Origin of the sequence: Mycobacterium sp. (genome assembly GCF_025933915.1) — a bacterium.
Lineage (GTDB): Bacteria > Actinomycetota > Actinomycetes > Mycobacteriales > Mycobacteriaceae > Mycobacterium.
Genome location: NZ_JAICZA010000083.1, coordinates 1 through 21,186, shown reverse-complemented (window position 1 = coordinate 21,186; position 21,186 = coordinate 1). Strand labels below are relative to the sequence as shown.

General features: G+C 64.8%; 22 protein-coding genes and 1 pseudogene. 8 read left to right on the top strand and 15 right to left on the bottom strand.

All coding sequences use genetic code 11. The features are described from left to right. Together Q0W90_RS14665 and Q0W90_RS14660 are read left to right on the top strand one after the other, a co-directional pair. Positions 1-93: pseudogene (locus tag Q0W90_RS14665) on the top strand (hemerythrin domain-containing protein); the annotation flags it as partial. Positions 94-144: 51 nt separating this feature from the next. Beyond that, entirely contained in the window at positions 145-1,608 is a 1,464-nt protein-coding gene (locus Q0W90_RS14660) for a protein adenylyltransferase SelO (protein WP_297593858.1), read from the top strand. A 2-nt stretch (positions 1,609-1,610) separates the two neighbouring features. On the opposite strand, the gene Q0W90_RS14655 is transcribed toward Q0W90_RS14660, so the two are convergent. Genes Q0W90_RS14655 through Q0W90_RS14635 form a run of 5 tightly spaced genes read right to left on the bottom strand, consistent with a single transcriptional unit; the run spans position 1,611 to position 5,439 of the window. Beyond that, positions 1,611-2,438, bottom strand: coding sequence for an LLM class F420-dependent oxidoreductase (locus tag Q0W90_RS14655; RefSeq protein ID WP_297593856.1), 828 nt, complete (start codon positions 2,436-2,438; stop codon positions 1,611-1,613). 32 nt (positions 2,439-2,470) lie between these two features. Further along, the gene (locus Q0W90_RS14650; protein ID WP_297593854.1) at positions 2,471-4,042 is read right to left on the bottom strand and encodes an adenylate/guanylate cyclase domain-containing protein; all 1,572 of its coding nucleotides are present in this window, start codon (positions 4,040-4,042) and stop codon (positions 2,471-2,473) included. A 56-nt stretch (positions 4,043-4,098) separates the two neighbouring features. Then, positions 4,099-4,497 carry a DUF4267 domain-containing protein gene (locus tag Q0W90_RS14645; RefSeq protein WP_297593851.1) on the bottom strand — a complete coding sequence of 133 codons (399 nt, stop codon included), beginning with the start codon at positions 4,495-4,497 and terminating at the stop codon, positions 4,099-4,101. Positions 4,498-4,555: 58 nt separating this feature from the next. Then, entirely contained in the window at positions 4,556-4,828 is a 273-nt protein-coding gene (locus Q0W90_RS14640; protein WP_297593850.1) for a hypothetical protein, read from the bottom strand. Positions 4,829-4,842: 14 nt separating this feature from the next. Continuing rightward, on the bottom strand, positions 4,843-5,439 hold the full coding sequence (locus Q0W90_RS14635) for a TetR/AcrR family transcriptional regulator (protein ID WP_297700116.1): 597 nt from the start codon (positions 5,437-5,439) through the stop codon (positions 4,843-4,845). A gap of 97 nt (positions 5,440-5,536) precedes the next feature. Between Q0W90_RS14635 and Q0W90_RS14630 the strand changes: the two genes are divergently transcribed. Then, the gene (locus Q0W90_RS14630) at positions 5,537-6,541 is read left to right on the top strand and encodes an oxygenase MpaB family protein (protein WP_297593934.1); all 1,005 of its coding nucleotides are present in this window, start codon (positions 5,537-5,539) and stop codon (positions 6,539-6,541) included. Positions 6,542-6,546: 5 nt separating this feature from the next. Here the strand turns inward: Q0W90_RS14630 and Q0W90_RS14625 are convergent, their stop codons facing one another. Further along, positions 6,547-6,930: a DUF732 domain-containing protein gene (locus Q0W90_RS14625; RefSeq protein WP_297774976.1), complete on the bottom strand. Its 384-nt coding sequence runs from the start codon at positions 6,928-6,930 to the stop codon at positions 6,547-6,549. A gap of 127 nt (positions 6,931-7,057) precedes the next feature. On the opposite strand from Q0W90_RS14625, the gene Q0W90_RS14620 reads away from it, so the two are divergent. The 3 genes from Q0W90_RS14620 (at position 7,058) to Q0W90_RS14610 (ending at position 10,018) form a co-directional block, all read left to right on the top strand. After that, the gene (locus Q0W90_RS14620) at positions 7,058-8,512 is read left to right on the top strand and encodes a phospholipase D-like domain-containing protein (RefSeq protein WP_297593932.1); all 1,455 of its coding nucleotides are present in this window, start codon (positions 7,058-7,060) and stop codon (positions 8,510-8,512) included. A gap of 81 nt (positions 8,513-8,593) precedes the next feature. Next, entirely contained in the window at positions 8,594-9,457 is an 864-nt protein-coding gene (locus tag Q0W90_RS14615) for a phytanoyl-CoA dioxygenase family protein (RefSeq protein ID WP_297700120.1), read from the top strand. A 54-nt stretch (positions 9,458-9,511) separates the two neighbouring features. After that, positions 9,512-10,018 carry a DUF2505 domain-containing protein gene (locus tag Q0W90_RS14610; protein ID WP_297593841.1) on the top strand — a complete coding sequence of 169 codons (507 nt, stop codon included), beginning with the start codon at positions 9,512-9,514 and terminating at the stop codon, positions 10,016-10,018. Between the two features lie 44 nt (positions 10,019-10,062). Here Q0W90_RS14610 and Q0W90_RS14605 read toward each other — a convergent pair whose 3' ends face one another. The 9 genes from Q0W90_RS14605 to Q0W90_RS14565 form a co-directional block, all read right to left on the bottom strand. Then, complete coding sequence (locus Q0W90_RS14605; RefSeq protein WP_366521416.1) at positions 10,063-10,395, bottom strand: hypothetical protein; 333 nt, start codon at positions 10,393-10,395, stop codon at positions 10,063-10,065. Positions 10,396-10,503: 108 nt separating this feature from the next. Continuing rightward, complete coding sequence (locus Q0W90_RS14600; RefSeq protein WP_297774974.1) at positions 10,504-10,890, bottom strand: hypothetical protein; 387 nt, start codon at positions 10,888-10,890, stop codon at positions 10,504-10,506. Between the two features lie 3 nt (positions 10,891-10,893). Beyond that, positions 10,894-12,693 carry a hypothetical protein gene (locus Q0W90_RS14595; protein ID WP_297593835.1) on the bottom strand — a complete coding sequence of 600 codons (1,800 nt, stop codon included), beginning with the start codon at positions 12,691-12,693 and terminating at the stop codon, positions 10,894-10,896. Positions 12,694-12,702: 9 nt separating this feature from the next. After that, on the bottom strand, positions 12,703-13,005 hold the full coding sequence (locus Q0W90_RS14590) for an RNA 2'-phosphotransferase (RefSeq protein ID WP_297593833.1): 303 nt from the start codon (positions 13,003-13,005) through the stop codon (positions 12,703-12,705). 80 nt (positions 13,006-13,085) lie between these two features. Continuing rightward, positions 13,086-14,609 carry an adenylate/guanylate cyclase domain-containing protein gene (locus Q0W90_RS14585; protein WP_297774972.1) on the bottom strand — a complete coding sequence of 508 codons (1,524 nt, stop codon included), beginning with the start codon at positions 14,607-14,609 and terminating at the stop codon, positions 13,086-13,088. 53 nt (positions 14,610-14,662) lie between these two features. Beyond that, positions 14,663-15,520, bottom strand: coding sequence for a TIGR03619 family F420-dependent LLM class oxidoreductase (locus tag Q0W90_RS14580; RefSeq protein ID WP_297701429.1), 858 nt, complete (start codon positions 15,518-15,520; stop codon positions 14,663-14,665). Next, a complete protein-coding gene (locus Q0W90_RS14575; RefSeq protein WP_297774970.1) occupies positions 15,517-16,347 on the bottom strand; it encodes a TauD/TfdA family dioxygenase in 831 nt (276 codons plus the stop codon). Before Q0W90_RS14575 ends, Q0W90_RS14580 begins: the two co-directional genes overlap by 4 nt. 3 nt (positions 16,348-16,350) lie before the next feature. Then, positions 16,351-16,674, bottom strand: a complete 324-nt coding sequence (locus Q0W90_RS14570) for a hypothetical protein (protein ID WP_297602071.1) — start codon at positions 16,672-16,674, stop codon at positions 16,351-16,353. Beyond that, positions 16,671-17,954 (bottom strand): aromatic ring-hydroxylating dioxygenase subunit alpha, encoded by a 1,284-nt coding sequence (locus Q0W90_RS14565; RefSeq protein ID WP_297774968.1) that lies wholly within the window; start codon positions 17,952-17,954, stop codon positions 16,671-16,673. The genes Q0W90_RS14570 and Q0W90_RS14565 overlap by 4 nt, the downstream gene beginning before the upstream one ends. Positions 17,955-18,050: 96 nt before the next feature. Between Q0W90_RS14565 and Q0W90_RS14560 the strand changes: the two genes are divergently transcribed. Together Q0W90_RS14560 and Q0W90_RS14555 are read left to right on the top strand one after the other, a co-directional pair. Continuing rightward, positions 18,051-18,971: a LysR family transcriptional regulator gene (locus Q0W90_RS14560; RefSeq protein WP_297602067.1), complete on the top strand. Its 921-nt coding sequence runs from the start codon at positions 18,051-18,053 to the stop codon at positions 18,969-18,971. Positions 18,972-19,078: 107 nt separating this feature from the next. Beyond that, the coding region (locus Q0W90_RS14555; RefSeq protein ID WP_297774966.1) for an ATP-binding cassette domain-containing protein at positions 19,079-21,186 on the top strand (2,108 nt) is incomplete at its 3' end.

Genomic DNA, 21,186 nt, shown 5'->3' with positions numbered 1-21,186 from the left:
GGCGTCGAATCGGCGAAGCTGAATTTCGCCCTCGGCCCGTTTGCGTCCATGCTCGATCGCGCCCGCGATCTGATCGGGAAAGCCATCGGCTAGCCACCGCCGCGGCCGCGTTGACTCCGTTCGAGTTTCCGTAGGCTCGGTGAGATGAGCGTCGCACCGGATACCACCGTTGCCCTGCAAGACCGGTTTTTCCGCGAATTGCCGGAGCTGGCGGTCCGCTGGCAAGCCGAAACGTTTCCCGAGTTGCGGCTGCTCGTGCTCAACGAGCAGCTCGCCGAACAACTCGGGCTCGACGCCACCTGGCTGCGCAGTTCCGACGGGCTGCGCCTGCTGTCGGGCAACTTGGTGCCCAGCGGGGCGGCCCCGGTCGCCCAGGCCTACGCGGGGCACCAGTTCGGCGGCTTCGTCCCGCGATTAGGCGACGGGCGCGCGCTGCTGCTCGGCGAACTCGTCGACAACGACGGGCGGCTGCGTGACATTCACCTCAAGGGATCCGGTGCCACGCCCTTCGCGCGCGGTGGGGATGGCCTGGCGGCGGTGGGACCGATGCTGCGTGAGTACATCGTCAGCGAGGCGATGCACGCCTTGGGTGTGCCGACGACACGATCGTTGGCCGTCATCGGTACCGGACGCCCGGTCCATCGCGAAACCACGCTGCCGGGGGCCGTGCTCACCCGCGTCGCCAGCAGTCACCTGCGGGTGGGTAGCTTCCAATACGCGGCGGCCACCGGCAACAAGGACCTCCTGCGCCGCCTTGCCGACCACGCGATCGCCCGTCACCATCCCGGCGCGGCGAAGGCCGACCGCCCCTACCTCGCGTTGTTCGAAGCGGTGGTTGCCGCGCAGGCCGCGCTGATCGCCCAGTGGATGCTGATCGGATTCGTCCATGGGGTGATGAACACCGACAACACGACGATCTCGGGCGAAACGATCGACTACGGACCGTGCGCCTTCATGGAGGCCTACGACCCCGACACGGTCTTCAGCTCCATCGATTTCTGGGGGCGCTACGCCTACGGCAACCAGCCGGCCATCGCCGGATGGAACCTCGCCCGCTTCGCCGAGACGCTCCTCCCGTTGCTGTCGGACAGCACCGAGGAGGCCATCGCACTCGCGGAGCAGTCGTTCGGTGTGTTCCGTGCCCGCTACGACGCGGTGTGGGCCTCCGGGATGCGCGCCAAGCTCGGCGTATCCACCGACATCGACGCCGAATTCACCACCGCGCTGGTCGACGAACTGCTGCTGTTGCTCAAACAGAACCACGTCGATTACACGTCGTTCTTCCGCCAACTGGGTCAGGCGGCGCGGGGTGACGCCGAGCCCACGCGCGGGTTGTTCATGGACCTCGCCGGCTTCGATGCGTGGCTGGCGCGCTGGCAGGCCTTGGGTCCCGACGCTGATGCGATGGATCGCACCAACCCGATCTACATCCCGCGTAACCATCTGGTCGAGGAGGCGCTCACCGCGGCGACGGACGGCGAGCTCGCCCCCCTTGAGCAGCTCCTCGCGGCGGTGACCCAGCCGTATGCCGAGCGGCCCGGTTTGGAGCGCTACGCCGCTCCCGCCCCCGAGGACTTCGGCAATTACCAAACGTTTTGCGGGACTTGAATTTACGCCAGCTTGGCGATCTCGGCCTGCAGACCATCGAGACGGCGGAGCGTCTGGTCGCGAGGTTCGGTGGGCAGGTCCACCAGAAGGTGCTCCACGCCCAAATCGCGATAGCCCTCGAGCTCTGTCGCTGTCGCTTTACCACCGTGGAAGTTGATCACTGGGACGTCGTGGTCGGCGACAGCCCGTAGCTTCTCGAGCGGCCCGGCGAGGGCTTTCGCGGATGGGGTCATCGAGAGCCAGCCCGCGTTCAGGCGGGCGATGCGCTTGAAGCCCGCCGGTCCCCCACCGAGATACAGCGGTGGATACGGCTTCTGCACCGGCTTTGGCCAGCTGTAGATCGGGTCGAAGTTCACGAATTTCCCGTGGAATTCGGCCTTTTCCTTCGTCCAGATTTCGATCATCGCGTCGAGCCGCTCATCGACCACGCGTCCTCGCACCGAGGGATCGACACCGTGGTTCGCAATTTCTTCACGCAGCCAGCCCACACCCACGCCGAATCGAAATCGCCCCTGCGACACCAGATCCAACGACGCCACCTCCTTGGCCGTATGAATCGGATCGCGCTGCGGCACCAGCGCGATCCCGGTACCCAGAACGAGCCGCTCAGTGGCGACCGCCGCGGCCGTCAGCGCAACGAACGGATCCAACGTCCGGTAATACTTCGGCGGAATGGGACCACCCATCGGATAAGGCGTTTTGTCGCCAACCGGGATGTGTGAGTGCTCAGCAAGAAAGAGCGACCCAAAGCCACGTTGCTCAAGTGCCTGCCCCAGGTCCACCGGGCCAATGCCGTCGTCGGTAACAAATGTCAGCACACCGAAACTCATGCTGCTTAGTCAACCGCATCTCCGCTCGCCTGTCAGCGCGGGCTTGTTCCGGCAACGGCCTGGCCGCCTTCGGTGACCGGGACCAAGCGCGCCATGCCGCGCAGGATCCACGGTGTCCGCCTGGCTATCACCGCCACGGCTCGGTCCGATGGGCGCATCGCCGTGCGGGGACCGGGGGTGGGCGCGGCCGCCAGCTCCGCTTCGCGCGACCCGGTCCGCGCGCCATGCCGGTCGACCGCGACCAGTTCCCACGTCCCGGGAACACCACGCAACTCGACGACCCCCCGCTCGTGGAAACCGATGCCGGAGCCGACCACAAGGTCGCGGACCGTGCGCGACACCAGTATTTCCCCGGCACCGGCCCGGCCGAGGATCCGCGCCGCGATGTGCACGGCGATTCCCCCGATGTCCGCATCGATGAGTTCGCACTCGCCGGTATGGATTCCGATGCGGATCTCGATACCCAGTTTCTCCGCGTCCTCGCGCAAGTTCTCGGCACACCGGATGCCCTGGGTCGGCCCCTCGAACGTCATGAGGTAGCCGTCCCCCGTGCTCTTCACGACCGTGCCACCGTATCGTTCCGCGGCTTCGGCGGTAATTTCGCCAAAGCGCTGCAGGACTGCACGCCAGCGCTCGTCGCCCGTCGCCGCCGCGCGTTCCGTCGACGCGACAATGTCGGTGAACAGCACCGTGCGCAGGGCCCGATTCACTGGTGACGGGGACGCGTGGCTCCCGGTGAGGAGCTCTTCGATCTCGGTCGCAATCCTGCCCGGATCGGTGAACCAGGGCGCGTGGTCCGTGCCGTCGAGTTCGATGATGCGCGCGCCGCGAATGTGGTCGGCGAGATAGCGGCCCGCCTGCACCGGGACGCCGGGGTCTTGTCGGGCATGCACGACAAGGGTGGGCATCGTGAGGGCCGGCAGGATCGGCCGGACATCGATGTGGAAGGCGGCTTCTAGTGTGGCCCGGGCCATTCCGGGGCTCGCACACATGCGTTCCAGCGTTCCCAGCTGACGCGGCGACCGGACCGACGGCAGCAAACACTTGAGCGCCTCGCCGCTCCCCCAGGCCGAAAAGACGGCCCGGCCGAATTTCTGGAAGCCGGCGATCTGTTCCTCGGAAGGCGCGTACCGCTCGCCGAGCTCCCGGATGGCACGCGCCCGAAGCTCGGCCGGATCGCGATCGAGGTCATCCCAACCTTGAGTGGGCAGGTACGCCGCCGTGCCGGCGAGGATCAGCGCCCGCGTCCTCTCGGGTCGCGTCGCGGCGAACAAGGTGGCCGCCGGCCCGCCCTCGCTCACCCCGAGCAGCGCAGCTCGTTCGAAGCCGGCGGCATCCATGACGGCCTCGATCTCTGCGGCTCGATCATCGAGGGTGCGTACCTGCGGAACCGGATCCGACAATCCCACCCCGGCCTTGTCGAAAAGGATGATCCGACAAAACGTTGCGAGCCGCTCCATGAACGACTTGAAGTCGGGCATCGTCCAATACAGTTCGACATGGCTCGCAAACGAGCCAGCGAAGACCAGGTCGATAGGCCCGTCTCCGAACACCTGGTACGCAAGGCTGAGATCGCCGCAGTCTGCATACGCTGTTTCCGGCACGAAATGAGCGTACCGACTGCATCAAGGTCTAGACCAGCAAATACTTGCCGGTTCGCTCAGGCAGGCTCCGACGCTTCGTCCACCCGCTTGGCCGGACGGACAGCGCCCCACAGCCCAACGGCGATCCCGACGCCGGCGCCGCCCAGGCCGATCAGTTGCTGCGAGGGCTTCAGCTCGCTGTGCACGCTGATCCCGCCGACGAGGTCGGACACGTCGGCACCCGCAGAGGCCAGGAACCAGCCGCGGGTGTTTTTGCCGCGCAGCGCCGCGGCGGCGAGCAGCGCACCGATCAGCGCGTCGCGATAACCCATCGACCGCAGCAGCAGTCGCGCCGTCGGCGTCGGCTCCTCGGGGTCGCCCCACAACTTGTTCGCGCGTAGGGGATCAACGAGGAACGACACGCCAGAGGCAAGCCGAATAGTGCCCGTAAGAAGGCCGAACCGGTCGATTGACATGGTCTGAAAGCCTAGGAGCAAACCGCCCTCTCGCGCACGCATTCGATCCGAATGTCGATCACGGCGCCGGGCATCCGTCGGCGATCTGCAGCGCGGCGGGCCACAACGCGGTGGCCAGCCCGAAGGCCGTGACGTCGGCGCCGGTGGGCGACACGGCTTCTATCCGCGCCTGAATCCGGTGGGTCTGCTCGGGGTGAAAAACGGTCCACGCGAACCCAATACAGAGGTAGGGGATCGCCAGCCACACCGCCAGTTCGATCAACGCGCCGACGCTGACCTGGTGGCCCAGGATGCGTCGAACCGGGTCCATCGCGCGTTCGATTCGGTCCATAACCGCACTCCCCGCTACCGCAGCACCAGCTTCAAAGCGTAGTCGACGACGGCATCGAGATTATTGCCCAAATGACCGGCGAGCCACTGCTGGGCGAGCTCGGCCATCGCGCCGGTGTACATGGCCGCGCCAACCTCGGCGGCCACCGGATCGGAACCCGGATTGAGACGCCAACCTTCGCTCAGCACACCCTGGCGCAACATGTCCTGAGTGGCGCGGCGCCGGGCGGCCAGCACCGGGTTGGTGCGCGCGTCGGTGAACAGCACCCGGCCGCGGCGTGGATCGGCCGAGGAGAAGCCCAGCACCGCCGCGATGCCGGCCCGGGTCCGGGCCGCCAGTGAATCCCCGGCCTGCTCGATCGCCGCCGCGATCACTTCGCCGAGCTGCTCACTCACCCGGTCGTAGACCGCGCCGAGCAGGTCGTTGGTATCGCCGAAGCTCTCGTAGAAATACCGGGTATTCAACCCGCATTCCCGGCAGACCGAACGCACCGAGACCGCCGCCTCGCCGACGCTGCCGAACAGGCGATACGCGGCCTCGACCAGCAGCGCACGACGCTCGGCGCGGCGGTCCTTGAGCGGTACACCGGCCCACCGGGTGGGACTCGACATCCCTACAGCGTAGGTCGACGGACGGCTGGTCTTGTCACACCCGTAACCAAAACATATTCTGGTTACAGTCGTGACCAGAAATCTGAGGGAGTTATTTGTGTTCCTGCCACACCAGATAGTCGGGCAGCTGATCAACAAACAGTTGGACGACAACATGCGGCGGCATTTCTTCCGCGGCATGGAGTTTGCCGCACCCGTCGGGGATCCGGGCTGGTTCGGTCCCGACAGCGCCGTGTGGCGCGTGCATTCACACCTGCCCGCGCTGATCTTCGGCCTGCACTGTGCGGCCTTCATGGAGAGCCTGGACCCGTCGATTTACTGGATGGGGATGCACCATTCGCGTCTGATCAAGCGCGACATCAACGGAAACCCGATATCGCGCGTGCCGCAGATCGACCCCGAAGGCGCCGCGATACGCCTGGGCCACTCGGTCGCGTTCTTCATCGGCACGGCATACGGTTCGACGGAAACCGCTGAGCGCCTGGCGAAATCCGTGCGCGCGATGCACCACACCATCAAGGGCACTCGTCCCGACGGAGCCCGCTACGACGCCGACGATCCCGAGTGGCTGCGGTGGAACTACGCGACGGTGGTCTGGGGGTTGGCCACCGCACACGAGCTGTATCATCCAATGCCGTTGCGCGGCAAGAAACTCGACCGCTACTACGGCGAGTTCGTCCGGGTCGGGCACGCCCTGGGCGGCACCGATCTGCCGACCACCAAGGCCGAGACGCTCGAATGCCTGGAATCGTACTTACCGAAATTGGCTGTCACCCATGGGAAAGCGATGGGCACCGGCCCCAACCTCGCCATGCCGCAGGCGGCGGTCGACTGGGCCATTCGCGACACGATGCCGAAATGGGCCAAGCAGCTGCTGCAGCACCGTGACTGCAACATCATCGAACGCACCGCCCGTCGCACCGCTGTGTGGTCGATCATCAACGGGATCAACGTCGCGTCGGGCCCGACCCCGGAGTTCCGGCAGGCCCAGGCCAGGGTCAAGGCAGGCACCACGGTCCCCCACACCGTGCCGAGCTACGTGCTGGGCACCGATCAGGTTCGCACCCGCTCCGAGGTGGAACTCAGCTTCCAGTCGGTGTAGCCGCCCTAGGCGGCCGGGGGCGTGATGATGGGAATGTCGACGACCGGCGCTGCCGCCGGCGCCTGGCTGACCGATTGCCCGAGGTGCTGGGGGCAGTAGGCACTCGCGGCGATCATGGTGAACTGCGCGGCGCCGTCCACCGTGAATCCCGGATTGCTCGACGACATGTTGTGGATGACGTCGACCTGGGGGTGGCCCTGGTCCATCAGTTCGCACGCCCTTTTGCCCACCCCGACGGCGGTAGCAGGGCTCTGATAGGTGATGCCGGCCTTGTTGAGCGCGGCCAGGAAGCTCGCGTCGGATCCCGAATTGGCCGCCGGATCGGCCTGTGCCGGCGCGGCCACACCGATGAGCACGACGAAGCTCGCGAGCACTATAAGGATGCGCATCTCTTGATTCTCGTCTATGGGCACCGTCCTGCCACCGCCAGCCCGGATCGCCGAGGCGTGCGGGCTGGGTGTGGTACACAGTGGCTATGTCCGCGCTGACCCATCAACATCGTTGAAAGCCCCCAGCGTGCACGACGATCGACTGCTGACTCCCGGCCAGACGTGCTGGCGCACGGCGCGTGCCGAAAAGTTCACCCCCATCATCGATGCGGCCGAGTACTTCAAGCACGTCAAGGCGGCGATGCTGCGCGCCCGGCACCGAATCATGCTGATCGGCTGGGACTTCGACGCCAGAGTGACGTTTGAGCGCGGCGATAAGACACTGCCGGGCCCGAACCAGCTGGGCGCCTTCCTCTATTGGATGCTCTGGAAGCGGCCTGCGCTGGATATTTACCTGCTGAAGTCCAATCTGCGCCTGCTCCCGGCGTTCGACGGCCTCTGGTTCGGGCTTGCCCCAGTGTCGCTTATGAACCAGATCAGCAGCAAGCGAATGCATTTCGCCATCGACGGTGTGCACCCGCTCGGCTCCGTACATCATCAGAAGATCGTCGTCATCGATGATTCGGTGGCCTTTTGCGGCGGCATCGACCTCACCCTCGACCGATGGGACACCCCCGCCCATGAGCATGTCAGTCGTCGACGCCGCACGGGGGGCCGCAGCTATGGCCCGCGGCACGACGTCGGGGCCGCCGTTGACGGCGCGGCGGCGCGGGCGCTTGGCGAGCAGGCTTTGGCGCGATGGCAGACCGCGACGCAACAATCGTTGGCGCCGGTTGAGGTGCGGCACAGCGCTTGGCCCAGCAAGCTGGAACCGCGGCTGTACAACGTGGATGTCGGGATCGCACTTACCCTGCCCGAACTAGACGATCGCGCCGAGGTCCGCGAGGTGGAGGCGCTCAACCTTGCCGCCATCGCGGCGGCCCGCGACACCATTTATGTGGAGAACCAATACCTGGCGTCCCGCACTATTGCCGAAGCGCTGGCCGCGCGGCTACGGGAAGGCGATGGCCCGGAGATCGTCATCGTGCTCGCCCGTAAAGGCAACAACCCGCTTGAGCGCGGAACGATGGACAGCGCACGCCACCGCCTGATCCAACAGCTGTGGGAGGCCGACGAGCATGACCGATTGGGCGTCTACTGGCCGGTGACCGACCGCGGCGCGCCGATCTACATTCACTCGAAGGTGCTGGTGGTCGACGACCGGCTGCTGCGGATCGGGTCCTCGAATTTCAACAACCGCTCGATGGGGTTCGACAGCGAATGCGACCTGGCCATCGAGGCATCAACCGGTTCCGAGCATGATGACGTAAGCCGCGAAATCACCTCGGTGCGAAACCAATTGGTGACCGAGCATCTGGGTGTGCCACTTGACGAGTTTGAAGCGGCGATCACCGAACACCGCTCGGTTCACAAGGCCATCGAGGCACTTCGCGGCGACAGCCGAACGTTGCGACCATTCACCGAAAGCACCGTGGCCAATGAGGCGGGCCCACTGGCCGAGAACGAGTTGATGGATCCCGACCATGTGCCACGGTCGCTGAGCCGAAGCGTGCAACGCTTCATCACCGGCCTTCGGGGTTAACCCGTCGGCGGTTCGGGTGTGAGTCGAGCCGGACTCGGCCTAGTGTGGGCAGAAGTGCCAGTGGACTAAGGACGAGCACCAATGAGCATCGACGACGAATCCCTCACAACGCTGGAGGACCTTCGGGGAGATCTGGCGCAGCGGTACAAGCGGACGCCCACCGGCGGAAGTTCGGTCGACGGCGCGATCGTCGCGACCGACATGGCGGCGCTCGACCGCGACGGCTACGTCATTTGGGAGAACCTGCTCAGTGCCGAGGAGTGCGCGCAGATTCGTGAGGTGGTCCGACCGTGGCTCGGGCACACCGGACGCAACTCTTTCGAGGGCCGGCGTACCCAGCGGATCTACAGCGTGCTGAGCAGGACGCGGGTGTGCGATCGGCTCGTCGACCACCCCCGGGTACTCGCGGCGCTCGACCGTTTACTGATGCCCAACTATTTGCTTTCTGCGTTGCAGGCCATCAACATTCAGCCCGGCGAGGCGGCGCAGCTGGCGCACCATGACGACGGTTTCTATCCGATTCCGCGTCCGCGGGCGCCGTTGGCGGCCGCCACGATCTGGGCGATCGACGACTTCACCGCCGACAACGGCGCCACGGTCCTGTACCCGGGCAGCCACCGCTGGGGCAAGCGCCGGCCGGGCGCCGACGATCAGGCGTTGCCCGTCGTCATGCCCGCCGGTTCGTGCGTCTTCTTCGTCGGCACCCTGTGGCATGGCGGAGGCGCCAACACCACCGCCCACGAGCGCCTGGCCATCACCGCTCAATACTGCGAACCGTGGCTGCGGCCGATGGAAGCCTTCAGCTTGTCGGTATCGCGCGACATCGCGTGCACAGTCTCCGATGACATTCGCCGCATGCTCGGCTACAGCATTCACCCGCCGTTCGTCGGCTATGTCGACGGCTTGCATCCGTTGCGGCTGTTGGGAACCGGGCCGCAGTCGTAGCTAAGCGCCGGATTCACCGCCTCGGAAGATCCGCCTCTGAAAGAATGGTCTGATATGTCGCGCTCATTCGACGTCTTGACCCAATCGCCCGCCAGCGTTGAGCAAATTCATGCCGCGTTCGGTCGCGAGGACTATTGGCTGGCCCGCATCGCGGCCGGTGCCGCCGACACCACCTTGGATTCGCTGGTGGCCGACGCCGACGGCACGGTGACGGTGCGCACGACCCAACACCTAGGTCGTCAGCTCCTACCCGGGCTGGTCGCCAAATTCGTTACCGGCGAAGTGAAGGTCGTGCAGACCGAGACGTGGCGACCGGACGGTCACCACCAGGTACGCGGACACGTCAGCGTCGCGGCCTCCGGCGGATTGGGATCCGGCCATGCCGAAACATGGCTTGCGGCGACGGACGGCGGCGGGACGCAACTGCGCGCCGTCCTGCAGGTGAACATCAAAATCCCGTTGGTGGGCGGCAAACTCGAGAAATCCATCGGAGCCGGTCTGGCCGAGGGCATCCCTGAGACGCTGCGCTTCACTACTTCCTGGATCGGCGAAAACAGCTGAGGCGCGACCCGTCGATCGCTTTCCGGCGACGTTCCAGTCATGCGTCACAACGGTTCGCCGATGTCGGGGAGCAAGGCAATGTCTTCTGGCTGACCGTCACGAAACAATGCCGCAGTCTCCCGGACATTTCTCTTGGCCCACTCAATATGGAATTGACTCAATACCTGGTATTCGTATTTAAAGCGTTCCGCTCGGTCTCCCACTCGTTTGGCGGCTTGGTTGGTGGCCACGTCCTCGGTGTACCAGTAGAGAACGTCATCGAGGCTGCCCGTCCGATCGAAGCCTAGTTTTCCGCGCTCGTAGAAAGCGAAGTGATATGAGCCGTCCTCTGCAACATAGATATTCAGGCCATCGTTCGTTCGGAACCCTACAGGTATAGGACGAACCCCAAGTCTTTCCGACAACCGGTCTATCTCGGTCTGGAGTTCAGCAGATTTATCGCCCAAGACGTCATTCATTTCATTAGTGAGGAGTATCGTCTGTTGCTAGCCTCTCGCCAGCAATGTACTCCGAGCAGCTTCAAAATGTATTTCGAAAAGCGCCTTGAGCCAGGACAGCACCGCGCTGTCGTCGGCATCGAGCCCAGGAGTCGTTAAGTCATCGTGGGCATCACTGAGCATTAGCATGAACTGCCATTTTTCTGACATGTTCAGCAAGCCAAATTCGTTTGGCGCGTCGAGTGGCGCGAGCATGAAATCTATCCCGCCGTCCCGAGCCGACCAACAGATTTGAAGTTTACAGTCCTGACCCCGGTAGTAGATTGCCCATGCAGGACGATGTTGGTAAATCGCGGCATCTTGTATTTCGACGAGCTTGAAACCGGTATGCGACAACGTGGGCTCCAAAAACCGTCCCACCTCAGCTGGTGTCACTGGTTAGCCGCCTCCCTTGTATACCCACGCATTCCCGTGCTGTTCATAGCCGTAAGCCCCTGCAACGTCTTTCAGGAAGTTAATCTCTAGAGCCGAATAAGACCGCCTCTGTACTTCTGCCAACTGTTCCACGCTATCGAAACCTTTGGGCAAGACGTACTCGATGCGGGGCACGCCGTTCTCCATCTGAGTGCGGAGGAACCGCTCGTTGACTTGCCACACCAGACTTCGTTCTTGTGTATCACCAAGGCCCCCGGTGAGGGCGTCCCACGTCGGGTCGCCGGTATCGAAGTAGACGCCACCGTGGCCTCTGGCTTCGCCGATGTAGCCACCTTCATAGCCGTCGAACTTGCCGAGGACTACCCGGTCTGGGTTCTCACCCACGTAGTGAGTCGAAATGTCAGCGAGTTGTTGGCTGAGACCGGGCGTGGGCTCTCCATGCAGGTGTGCGTAGGTGAGATCCGTTGCCGCCTGGTCTGCCCACGGGTTATAGCCGAAGGGGTGATCGAAGCCGATCGGGGCACGCGGTGAAACCGCTAGGCCAGGGTCGAGCACACCGGAGCCAACGTCGGCCAATTCGCCTGCACGTAAGACGGCCGCCCCCTCCCCGCCGAAGAGCATCGCGGGCAACGTGGTGGCGGCATCGGAGGCTTTGGCGCCCAAATAGTAGGCCGGACTTGGCGAGTCCAACGCGTTCTTGACTTCCCCGATCGTCGTGCCCACCGGGTTTAGGGCCGTCGCGGCGGTGCCCTTGAGCATCTGCTCCCATGACTTGAGCACACTCGGAGCTCCGGGACCTCCCTGCCCGATCAGGTTTTTGATCCCCTGTTCGGTAGCAAACCAGCGGTCACCAAATCCTTCGGCGAATCCCGGCGGCGGCGGGGCCTTTGGCTCAGGGGGAACGTAGTTGGGCATACCGTTGTCGATCCACTGCTGGGTGCGGCCAACAATGTCGTTGAGGCGTGCCTCGATCTGATTCGGCGGCACACCGTCGCGGATCATCGTTTGGCGGGCCATCGCCTTGAAGCTCTCCACGTCTGCGGGGTTCAGCCGCGGCGGCGGGACACCACCGCGCCCCACGCCGGCGGGGCCGGCCGGCAACAGCATGTCTTGCAGCGGCAGAGGTTTACCCCCGGCATCCGCGGGAACTGGCGGGCCCTTCGGCGAGGTACCGTCGGGCCCAGCGCCGGCGGGGCCATCGGGCAACAACATGTCTTGCCACGTCCGTGGCTTGCCCCGGGCCGCCGGATTCGGCGGACCTTGCGGCGGTGCGCCACCGCCTGGCGGATGTCCGCCGGCATCCAGCGGGACTTCGCCCACGGCAAAGCGGACGGCGGTGGCAAGCTCGTGGTCGGCGCTGTGGGCGTGCACATTCAACGCAATGAGCTGATCCTGCAGCAGCTGCTGTTGGGCGGCAAACTCTAGGGTATCGCGCCCAATCCACGTGTCGCCCACGTCGATTCGCCAATCCGGCGTGATGGTCCAGCCGTTGGCTTCAGCGGTCCGCTCGACGTCCTCGAGTTCGCGCTTGCATGCGCGCACATCCCCCTCGGCGCGCGACACCGCCGCGGCTACCTGCCTGGACTCCTGACCGTCGGCCTCGATGTCTCGGCGGGCCTTGCCGAGGTCGGCGCGAAACGCGTCCCCGGCCTCCCCTTGCCAACTACTGAGAACGTTATGGACCTGCTCGAGGTTCTGCCCCAACTGCTGCAAGGTATTGGCGCGTCCGTTGGCCGTCTCGAACACCTTCTGGATCGCGCCGAGATCCCAACGCTTGACGTCAGAAGGGGTCAACTGCCCCACTTGTGACCCCTACTCTCGCACCGACCGGAATGCTCGCGCCGACTCGTCCTCGTTGGTGATGTAGCCGAGTACCGCTTCGGCGACGTGCGACCCCAAGCCGTCCACCTGCAACTGGTGGTGATCGTGGCGGGCCTGCCACCGGGCCGCCAGTTCACCTAACGCCAGCTCCGAGGATCCGATCCAGCCCGGCGCGGCCGCGGCTAACCCGTCCTCATGGCTGAAGAAATTCAACGCGGCCTCACCGATCGCGTTGAACATGTCGTTGCTGCCGACGTGCAGGGCGGCTGGATCGACCTTCAATCCATCTGCCACGGATGTCCCCTTGCACTCGCCAGCGTTGCGCCTCGAATCTTAATTTGCTCCGTAGGCCCGCACACTTCACTTTTGGACGATCAGAGCGTTGACCAACACCCCGCGTCGAGAGTGAAGACCTGCACCGCGGCCGATTTCCCCTTCAGGGGGTGTGATCCGCGATCGAGGAGGCCGGGGGGTCGAGACGCCAGCGCGTCGGCGCACGATTGGGTGAGCAGGATCGCGTCGCCCGTGGTCTTGGTGAGCTGCTCCACGCGCGCGGCGACGTTGACGGTGTCACCGATCAGCGTGAACTCAAGCTTGCCTCCGCCGCCGATGGTCCCGGCGATGACGGCACCGGTGTTGATCCCGATGCCGATTCGAAGCGCGCCGCCGAACCGCGCGTCGACGAGGCGCTGGATCACAACAGCGGCAGACACCGCGGCGTCGGCATGATCCGCAAGATCGTTCGGCGCGCCGAAGACGGCCAAGGCTCCGTCGCCGAGGAACTTGTTCACGTGCCCGCCAGCATGGAGGACGGCGGGCACAACGATTTCGAACAGAGCGTTGAGGCGCGCAACCGTGTCCTCGGCACTGTTCGCCTCGGCGAACGGGGTGAAATCCCGGATGTCGACGAACATCACGGTGACCTCGCGGCGCTCACCGGTGAACACGTCGTCGCCCTGCTCGAGCAGCCGCGCGGCCAGGGCCGGATCGACGTAGGTGCCGAACGCGCCCTGAAGCCGTTGTCGCTCAGCCAAACCCTCCTGCATGCGATTGAATGACGCCGCCAACACGCCGAGGTCGTCGTCCTGGACGACGGGTAGGCGCCGGCTAAAGTCCCCTGCCGCAACGCGTTCAGCGCCCTTGGCGAGGTCGCGAATGGGCTGCAGCGACCTCGAGAATCCAAGGCCGACGGAGACCGGTACCGCGAATACAAGCGCTAACGCACCGCCGATCACGAGGGACAGGATGGGGGCATCACTGACTCGATTCGACGCTGCGGCAAGCAATGCGCCGCCGACGGCATACCCAAAAGCAACGGCGACCATGGACACGTTCGATCGCGCGCCGAAAGTCGGCTGAGAGTGCGGCAGTGAGTCGCCGATTCCTGTGTCAGCCGCGAGGGCGACCCTGGCTGGCCGCCATGCTGCCTCCACGCTGTTGTGAAGCGCGACCAGCTGAACCGCTAATGCAATGGCGGCAGCCACGGTCCCGTATTGGAGCAGCCGCAACCAACTCGCTCCGGCGATCGCGCCGACAATGACCGACAACGCGGCGGCCCAGACAGCGGCGGCCCACACCGTGCGAGAAGTCGCCCTGCGGGAAAAGATATAGGTGCCCTCCAGGGCGGCCGCTCGATCGACCTCGCGGCCCGCTGCCCACTGTTCCGCAAGGCGTGCCCACCGGCGATCCGGCAGAACCATGATGCATGCGAGCACCAGCGCGGCCACCGCGGTAGTGACCGTCACTGCAAGGTAGCGACCGGACTTCTCAAAAACGACAATCGGAAACGAGACGAACGTGAGGTAGATCGGCAGCGAGACGAAAAAAGCGATCACGCCGCCCGCCCAGGTATACCTCGCGCCGTACCGATCCCACGCCCACTGCCAGATGCGGTCCATAACAGGAGATTAAGCGTCCGCCACAGGCGATGCGGCCGTTCTGATGCTGTCCGTCAGAACGTTTTGCCGTGCAACTCGGCCAGCGCGTGAATCTGCTCGAGGTAATGCTCGAGCGAGTGGTGGATGAACCTGGCCGACAATGTGGTGGTGCCGGCGGCGGCGATGGTGTGCAGCGCGTCTTCGGTCAACGCCGGCTCCCCCACCGGGTCCAGCGGTTGGTCGGCGGGCAAAACCACCTCGAAGCCGGCCGGCAGCTCCTGCGCCCGCAGCCACTCGGCGGCCGTGGCAATCGACACGTAGTACGGACACCAGCCATCGGCGAGCCTCAGCGCACGGCGCAACGACCGCTTGGTGCGCCCCCCGACCCAGATCGGCATATGCGGTTGCAGCGCACAGGGATCGATGGTGAGCCCGCCGAACCGATAGTACTCGCCCTCATACACCGGCTCATTGGTGGGCAATGCCGCCCGCAGCGCCTTCAGCGCGTCGTCGGCACGAGCACCACGGTCCGCGAACGGCGCGCCGAGCAGGTCGAACTCCTCCTTGAGGCTCCCGACGCCGACGCCGAGGATCACCCGGCCACCGCTGACGTGATCCAATGTGCCGTAACGCTTTACGATTGCGAGTGGGTGGTGGTAACCGAGCACCAGCGTCATCGTGACGAGTCGGATCTGGTTGGTGCGCGCGGACACGTAGCCGAGTGTGGCCAGCGGGTCCCAGTACCGGGAGCCGCGCCGGGCGGCCTCCGTCGACGGTATGCCGATGTGCTCGCTGCAGGTCAGGTGGTGATAGCCGAGCCCGTCCGCGGTCTCGGCGACGCGACCGATGTCTTCGATCGTGGCGGTCTTCTCCCACGTCAACGCGGCGCCGGCGACGTTTGTGACGACGGGGGTGGCGATGCCGAGTTTCAATCCAGCGGCTCTTCGCCGGCAAGCACGGTGCGGTGCATGAGACGACCGCTGTCCGCGGTGTACGGCAGCGCCCGGTGCATGGTCCCGGTGTTGTCCCACATGAGCAGGTCGCCCAGTTGCCACTCGTGGCGGTAGACGTAGCGCGGCTGAGTCGCCCAGTCACGAAGGCGCGCAAGCAATGCGCGGCTTTCTTCGGCCGGCAGTCCGATCACGTAATCCGCCGTCGCACCGAGGAGCAACGACTTGCGTCCGGATTGGTGCGTCCACACCATCGGGCAGGACTTGGTGGGCGATTTCTGCCAGAAGGTGATTTCCTCGTAGCTCATCTCGGGGCGCACGTAATACTGCGAGCGCTCCGCGCTATGAACCACGCGAAGGCCGGCGATCGCCTCCTTGTCGGCCTCCGGCAAGTCCTCGTAGGCCGCATAGGTGTTGCAGAATTCGGTCTGCCCGCCCGAGTCGGATAGCTTCATGGCCCGCAACAGGGTGGCGAGATTCGGATAGGGCTGCAGCGAGCCGTCGAAATGCCAGAACATCGAGCCCTTCAGGTACTCGGCCCGCTGGTTCACGTTCGTGTCGAGCGAAATCTTGTAGATCCCGCCCTCCCCCTCGTTCTGCACAATGCTGCCAAGGGTTTTCGCGATGGTGACCTGTTGCTCGTCGCTGATCCGCAGTCCGCGAAAGAAGATCACCCCGCGCTGCTCGAGTGTTGCACGGATAGCCTCCGCTTCGCGACCACTGAGCAGGGTGTCCAGATCGGTCCTGATCTCGCTGCCGATCAGCGGCGTGCAGTCGATGAATTCGAGTCGTGTGGTGGAAAGCCCCATGATTCAGCTCAGCCTCGTGAGAATGGTCTTCGCCGAGTGCTTTACCCGCGGCTGCCTCCACAACTCGACCGCCAACGAGACGGTGATCAACGAGTACAGCAGATTGCGGAGGTTTGCGACGTCGTCAGGCAGCGGTTCGGAATAGTCGAACTTGTCGATATAGGCGACCGCCTCCTCGGCGTGCGGAAACACCTCGTCGTAGAACGCCTGTATCTCGGCCATGGAGCTGTTCACGCGCTTCACGTAGCGCTCATGCCCGTCCTCGATGGCCCACTCGGGCACCAGATGTTCGATCTGCGAGAACTCCTGCGGTAGAAGAGTATTCATCGAGTCACCTTGGAGTTCTCGCCGGCCGCCACGTAATCGCCCACCACCTTGTGCAGATGACGCAGCAGGATCTCCTCGTCATTCATCGTGAAATGGGTGAGCGCACCACTGTTCAGCATCGCCTGCAACCCTTCCGACGGGCTGGCATCCTCCAGGATGATGTCGTTGAGGAAGGTCACGGTCAGCTCCTGCCCCAGCCGCTCCTTGTGCGTCTTGGGCGGCTGGTAGAACATCTCGACTTCGAAGATGTGCGAGTGCGGGCCCGTCGGCCAATGCGTGTGCGTGCTGAAACCGGATGAACCGAAGATCACCACGAAGTTCGGGAAGAACTGGAACGAATCGAAGCCGTACTTCTCCGAACGGGTGGGATTGAGGCCCGCCGGCATCGGACCGCGATCGATGCGCTTGTTCCACGGGCCGGCCGCGCTCGCTTCCATCACGCATTCAATGGGTTTGGAGTACGGCGTCTTTTGCGACGGCTCGCCGGCGAAGGAAAACATCCGGTGCGGACCCTTGAGCTGATAGGCCAGCGCATCGGTGAACGGGTTCGGCTGGTCAAAGGCATCTCGGGCCTCCGCGGTGAGAGCGCCGAACGAGGATGCGTGCAGATACGGTCCGTGGTAACTCTCCGCGAAGCTGTCGACGAAAATCTTCCAGTTGCACTGCAATTCGGCCTTGAACCGATACACCTGGTGTGGCCCCGCGAACGGATAGCCCTCGATGCCGTGGGCCAGCTCGCCGAGGTAGGACCGCAGCGGTTGGGTGTTGTGCGGGTCGAAGTTGACGAAGATGAAGCCTTCCCACACCTCGCATTGAATCGCCGGCACCCGGCAGGCATCGGCGTCGAAGTCGAGCAGCAGATCCTTGCGGGTGGCGGCATGCAGCGTGCCATCCAGGTTGTAGCGCCAGCCGTGGAAGCGGCAGTACAGCACCGGCGCGCGACCCTGCACCTCCTCGAACGGGTCGTCACTCCACAGGATTTTGTTGCCGCGGTGCGGGCAGATGTTGTGGAAGGCGCGGATCACGCCGTCCTTGCCGCGCACGATGATGATCGATGTGTCGAGGAACCTCAGTTCGCGGGTGAAGTAGCTACCCGACTTCGGCACTCGCTCAACCCGTCCGACGTAGAGCCAGGTTTTCTTGAAGACGTGCTCGCGTTCCTTCTCGTAGAACTCTTTTGAGACACAATCGTCGAGTGACACTGGGCCGCGGCCTAATTCGGGATAGGCATCCGTCCAGTGCCCGCTTGACGGCTTAGTCACCAGGACGTCCTGACTCATCGGGCCCTCCTCCGCCTCTCGGCCGAAGGTAGCACTTGACCAAATGCGCAAATAGGCCTTCAATTGCAACACTCTGTTGCAATTTTGGAACACCAGATGGAGCAAAGCCTGCCGTTCGACCTCGATGCCTTGCTGGTATTCGGCAAGGTCGTCGAGTGCCGCAGCCTGTCAAAGGCGGCGGCGCTGCTCGGCATGCCCAAGTCAACGGTCAGCCGCAAGCTCAGCAAGCTCGAATCGGACCTGGGCATCAAGCTGCTGCGCAAGAACACACATCAGCTCACCGTCACGGATCTGGGCGAGAAGATCTACAGCCACGCCGTGAATATCCTGGCCGAGGCCAACGGGGTACGGGCGCTGGTAGAAGGCAGCAAGTTAGAGCCACAGGGCGAGTTGCGCGTCGCCATCCCCGTCTTCGTCGGCATCGACTACGCATCGCGGGTCGGCGCCAAATTCTTGCAGCGTTACCCGCACTCGCGACTCGATATCCGTTTGGTGGACAACGTCGTTCATCCCGTCCACGACGGGTTCGACGTGGTGTTCGGCACGGGGCCACTACAAGACTCGACGCTGATCGCGCGCAAGGTCTTCAGCCTCGAACTCTTCCTTTGCGCATCACCCGACTTCATTCGCCAACTACCCGAGCCGATCACCGCTCCCGCACAGTTGGACACCTTGCCGTTCATCGACTGCGGAGTCAGCGAGGGGCCGCGCAAGCTCACCGTCGCCAAGAACAAGCGGCGCCATGAGCTCTCGCCCATGGTTCGGGCGCGGGCCAACAATTTTCAGGTGTGCAAGCAATACATCCTGCACGGCCTCGGCATCGGGGCGATGCCAAGCCAGATCATCGTCACAACCGAATTGCGCGACGGCAGCATCGTGCCGGTGCTGCCGGACTGGCGCCTCGAGCAGCTGGATGTGTACATGATCCATCCCTTCCAGCTCTCGTTCTCCACGTTGATCAGCGCGTTCTACGAGACGGCGTGCGACATCATCACCGAGAACACGGCGCGAAGCTGAGGTGCTACGCCCGCCCGCACCCGGCCCTTTGGGCGGCGAAACCCACCATCTTCACCTATAAAGCGAAATAGTGAGCGCATGTTTGCTGCGCGTCCAATACTTATGTGATGAGTAGGCCCGCACCGCCCGTGCTGACGGTTCAATCGGACTGGTCACAGCGCAGCTTCGCGCCCGGCCGTGATGTGGTGGTCGGAAGTGACCTCCGCGCCGACATGCGCGTTGCCCATCCGCTGATCGCCCGCGCGCACCTGTTGCTGCGCTTCGATCGGGGCAAATGGATAGCGATCGACAACGGTTCGCCCACCGGGATTTTCGTCGGCGGCCAGCGGGTGCGGGGGGTCGACGTCCACGATCGCCAGAGCATCAACATCGGAAGGCCCGACGGGCCGCGTTTGACCTTCGAGATCGGACGTCACCAGGGGACGGTCGGCCAGCTTCCCCCGACGGTGGAGGCGGTCCCGGTGATCACGCCGCCCGACGGCCCGAGGCCGTCTCAGGCGCAACCGCCACGGCGCCCCGGCATCTCGTCGCCCCGTATCGTGCGACCGCAACCCGCTCCGCCGCGCTACCCGCCGGCCGGCGGGCCATCCCGCGCCCCCTACCCGGTACCGCAGCCGGCCGGCCCGCCGCAGCCGCCGAGGAGCCAGCCGCTCACCGAAATCGGGGCAGAAACCCTCGAAGCCTCGGGGTTCGACAGCACCAACCTGCGGCGCGCGGTGCAGCGGTCACGATCGAGGCTGGGGGCGCCGCCCGCGGGTGCCGCCGTCATCGGTCGCGGGGAAGACAGCGACGTCGTCATCTCGGACGTCTTGGCGTCGCGCCATCACGCCTACCTGGTTCCCACCCCCACCGGCATGGAGATCCACGACGCGCAAAGCATCAACGGGACTTTCGTCAACGGCACCCGCATCCTGTCGGCGCCGCTGACCGAGGGTGACGTGGTCACGATCGGCAACGTCGACCTGGTTTTCAACGGTGAAATCCTGCTCCGCCGCGCCGAAGCGGCTAGCCGCACCGGCGGGCTCGAGGTGCGGGAGGTCGACTTTCAAGTCGACAACAAGCGCCTGATCCAAAAGGTCTCCTTGACCGCCCGGCCCGGGACGCTGACCGCGCTCATCGGCGGGTCAGGGGCGGGCAAGAGCACGCTGTCCCGGCTGATCGCCGGAGCCACCTGTCCCAGCTCCGGGTCGATCACGTTCGAGGGGCACGATATTCACGCCCAGTTCGCGTCGCTGCGCAGCAGGATCGGGATGGTGCCCCAAGACGACGTCGTCCACCGCCAGCTCACGGTGACCCAGGCGCTGAACTATGCGGCCGAGTTGCGGCTGCCGACCGACACCAGCAGCGAGGACCGCGCGCAGGTCGTCGCGCAGGTCATCGAGGAGCTCGGGCTGACCAAGCACGCCGACACGCGGGTGGACAAGCTGTCCGGCGGTCAGCGCAAGCGCGCCTCGGTGGCCCTGGAGCTGCTCACCGGGCCGTCACTGCTGATCCTCGACGAGCCCACCTCCGGCCTGGATCCCGCACTGGATCTGCAGGTCATGACGATGCTGCGGCAGCTGGCCGACGCCGGTCGCGTCGTGCTGGTGGTGACGCACTCGCTGAGCTACCTCGATCTCTGCGACCAGGTGCTGCTGATGGCACCGGGCGGCAAGACCGCATACTGCGGCCCGCCCGACGCCATCGAGGCGACCATGGGAACCACCAACTGGGCCAAGATCTTCGGGATGGTCGGTGCGGACCCCGACGAGGCCAACCGTCGCTTTCTGGCCCAGGCCAAACCACCACCCCCCATACCCGACTCGGAGAGGCCGGTCGACCTTGGCGCCCCGGCGCGCTCCAGCACCTGGCGTCAATTCTCGACGATCGCGCGCCGCCAGGTCCGGCTGATCATCGCCGACCGCGCCTACTTCATCTTCCTGGCGCTGCTGCCGTTTGTGATGGGCGCGCTAGCGCTCACCGTTCCCGGCTCGACGGGATTCCGTGTGGCCGATCCGAACGGCGACGGGTCCGACGAGCCCGGATCGGTATTGATGTTGCTCACCATGGCCGCCGTGTTCATGGGCACCGCCCTGACGATCCGCGACCTCATCGGCGAGCGCCCCATCTTCCGCCGCGAACAGGCGGTCGGGCTGTCGACCAAGGCCTACCTGCTCGCGAAGATGGCCGTCTTCTTCGCGTTCGCCATCGTTCAGTCGGCGATCGCGACCACCAT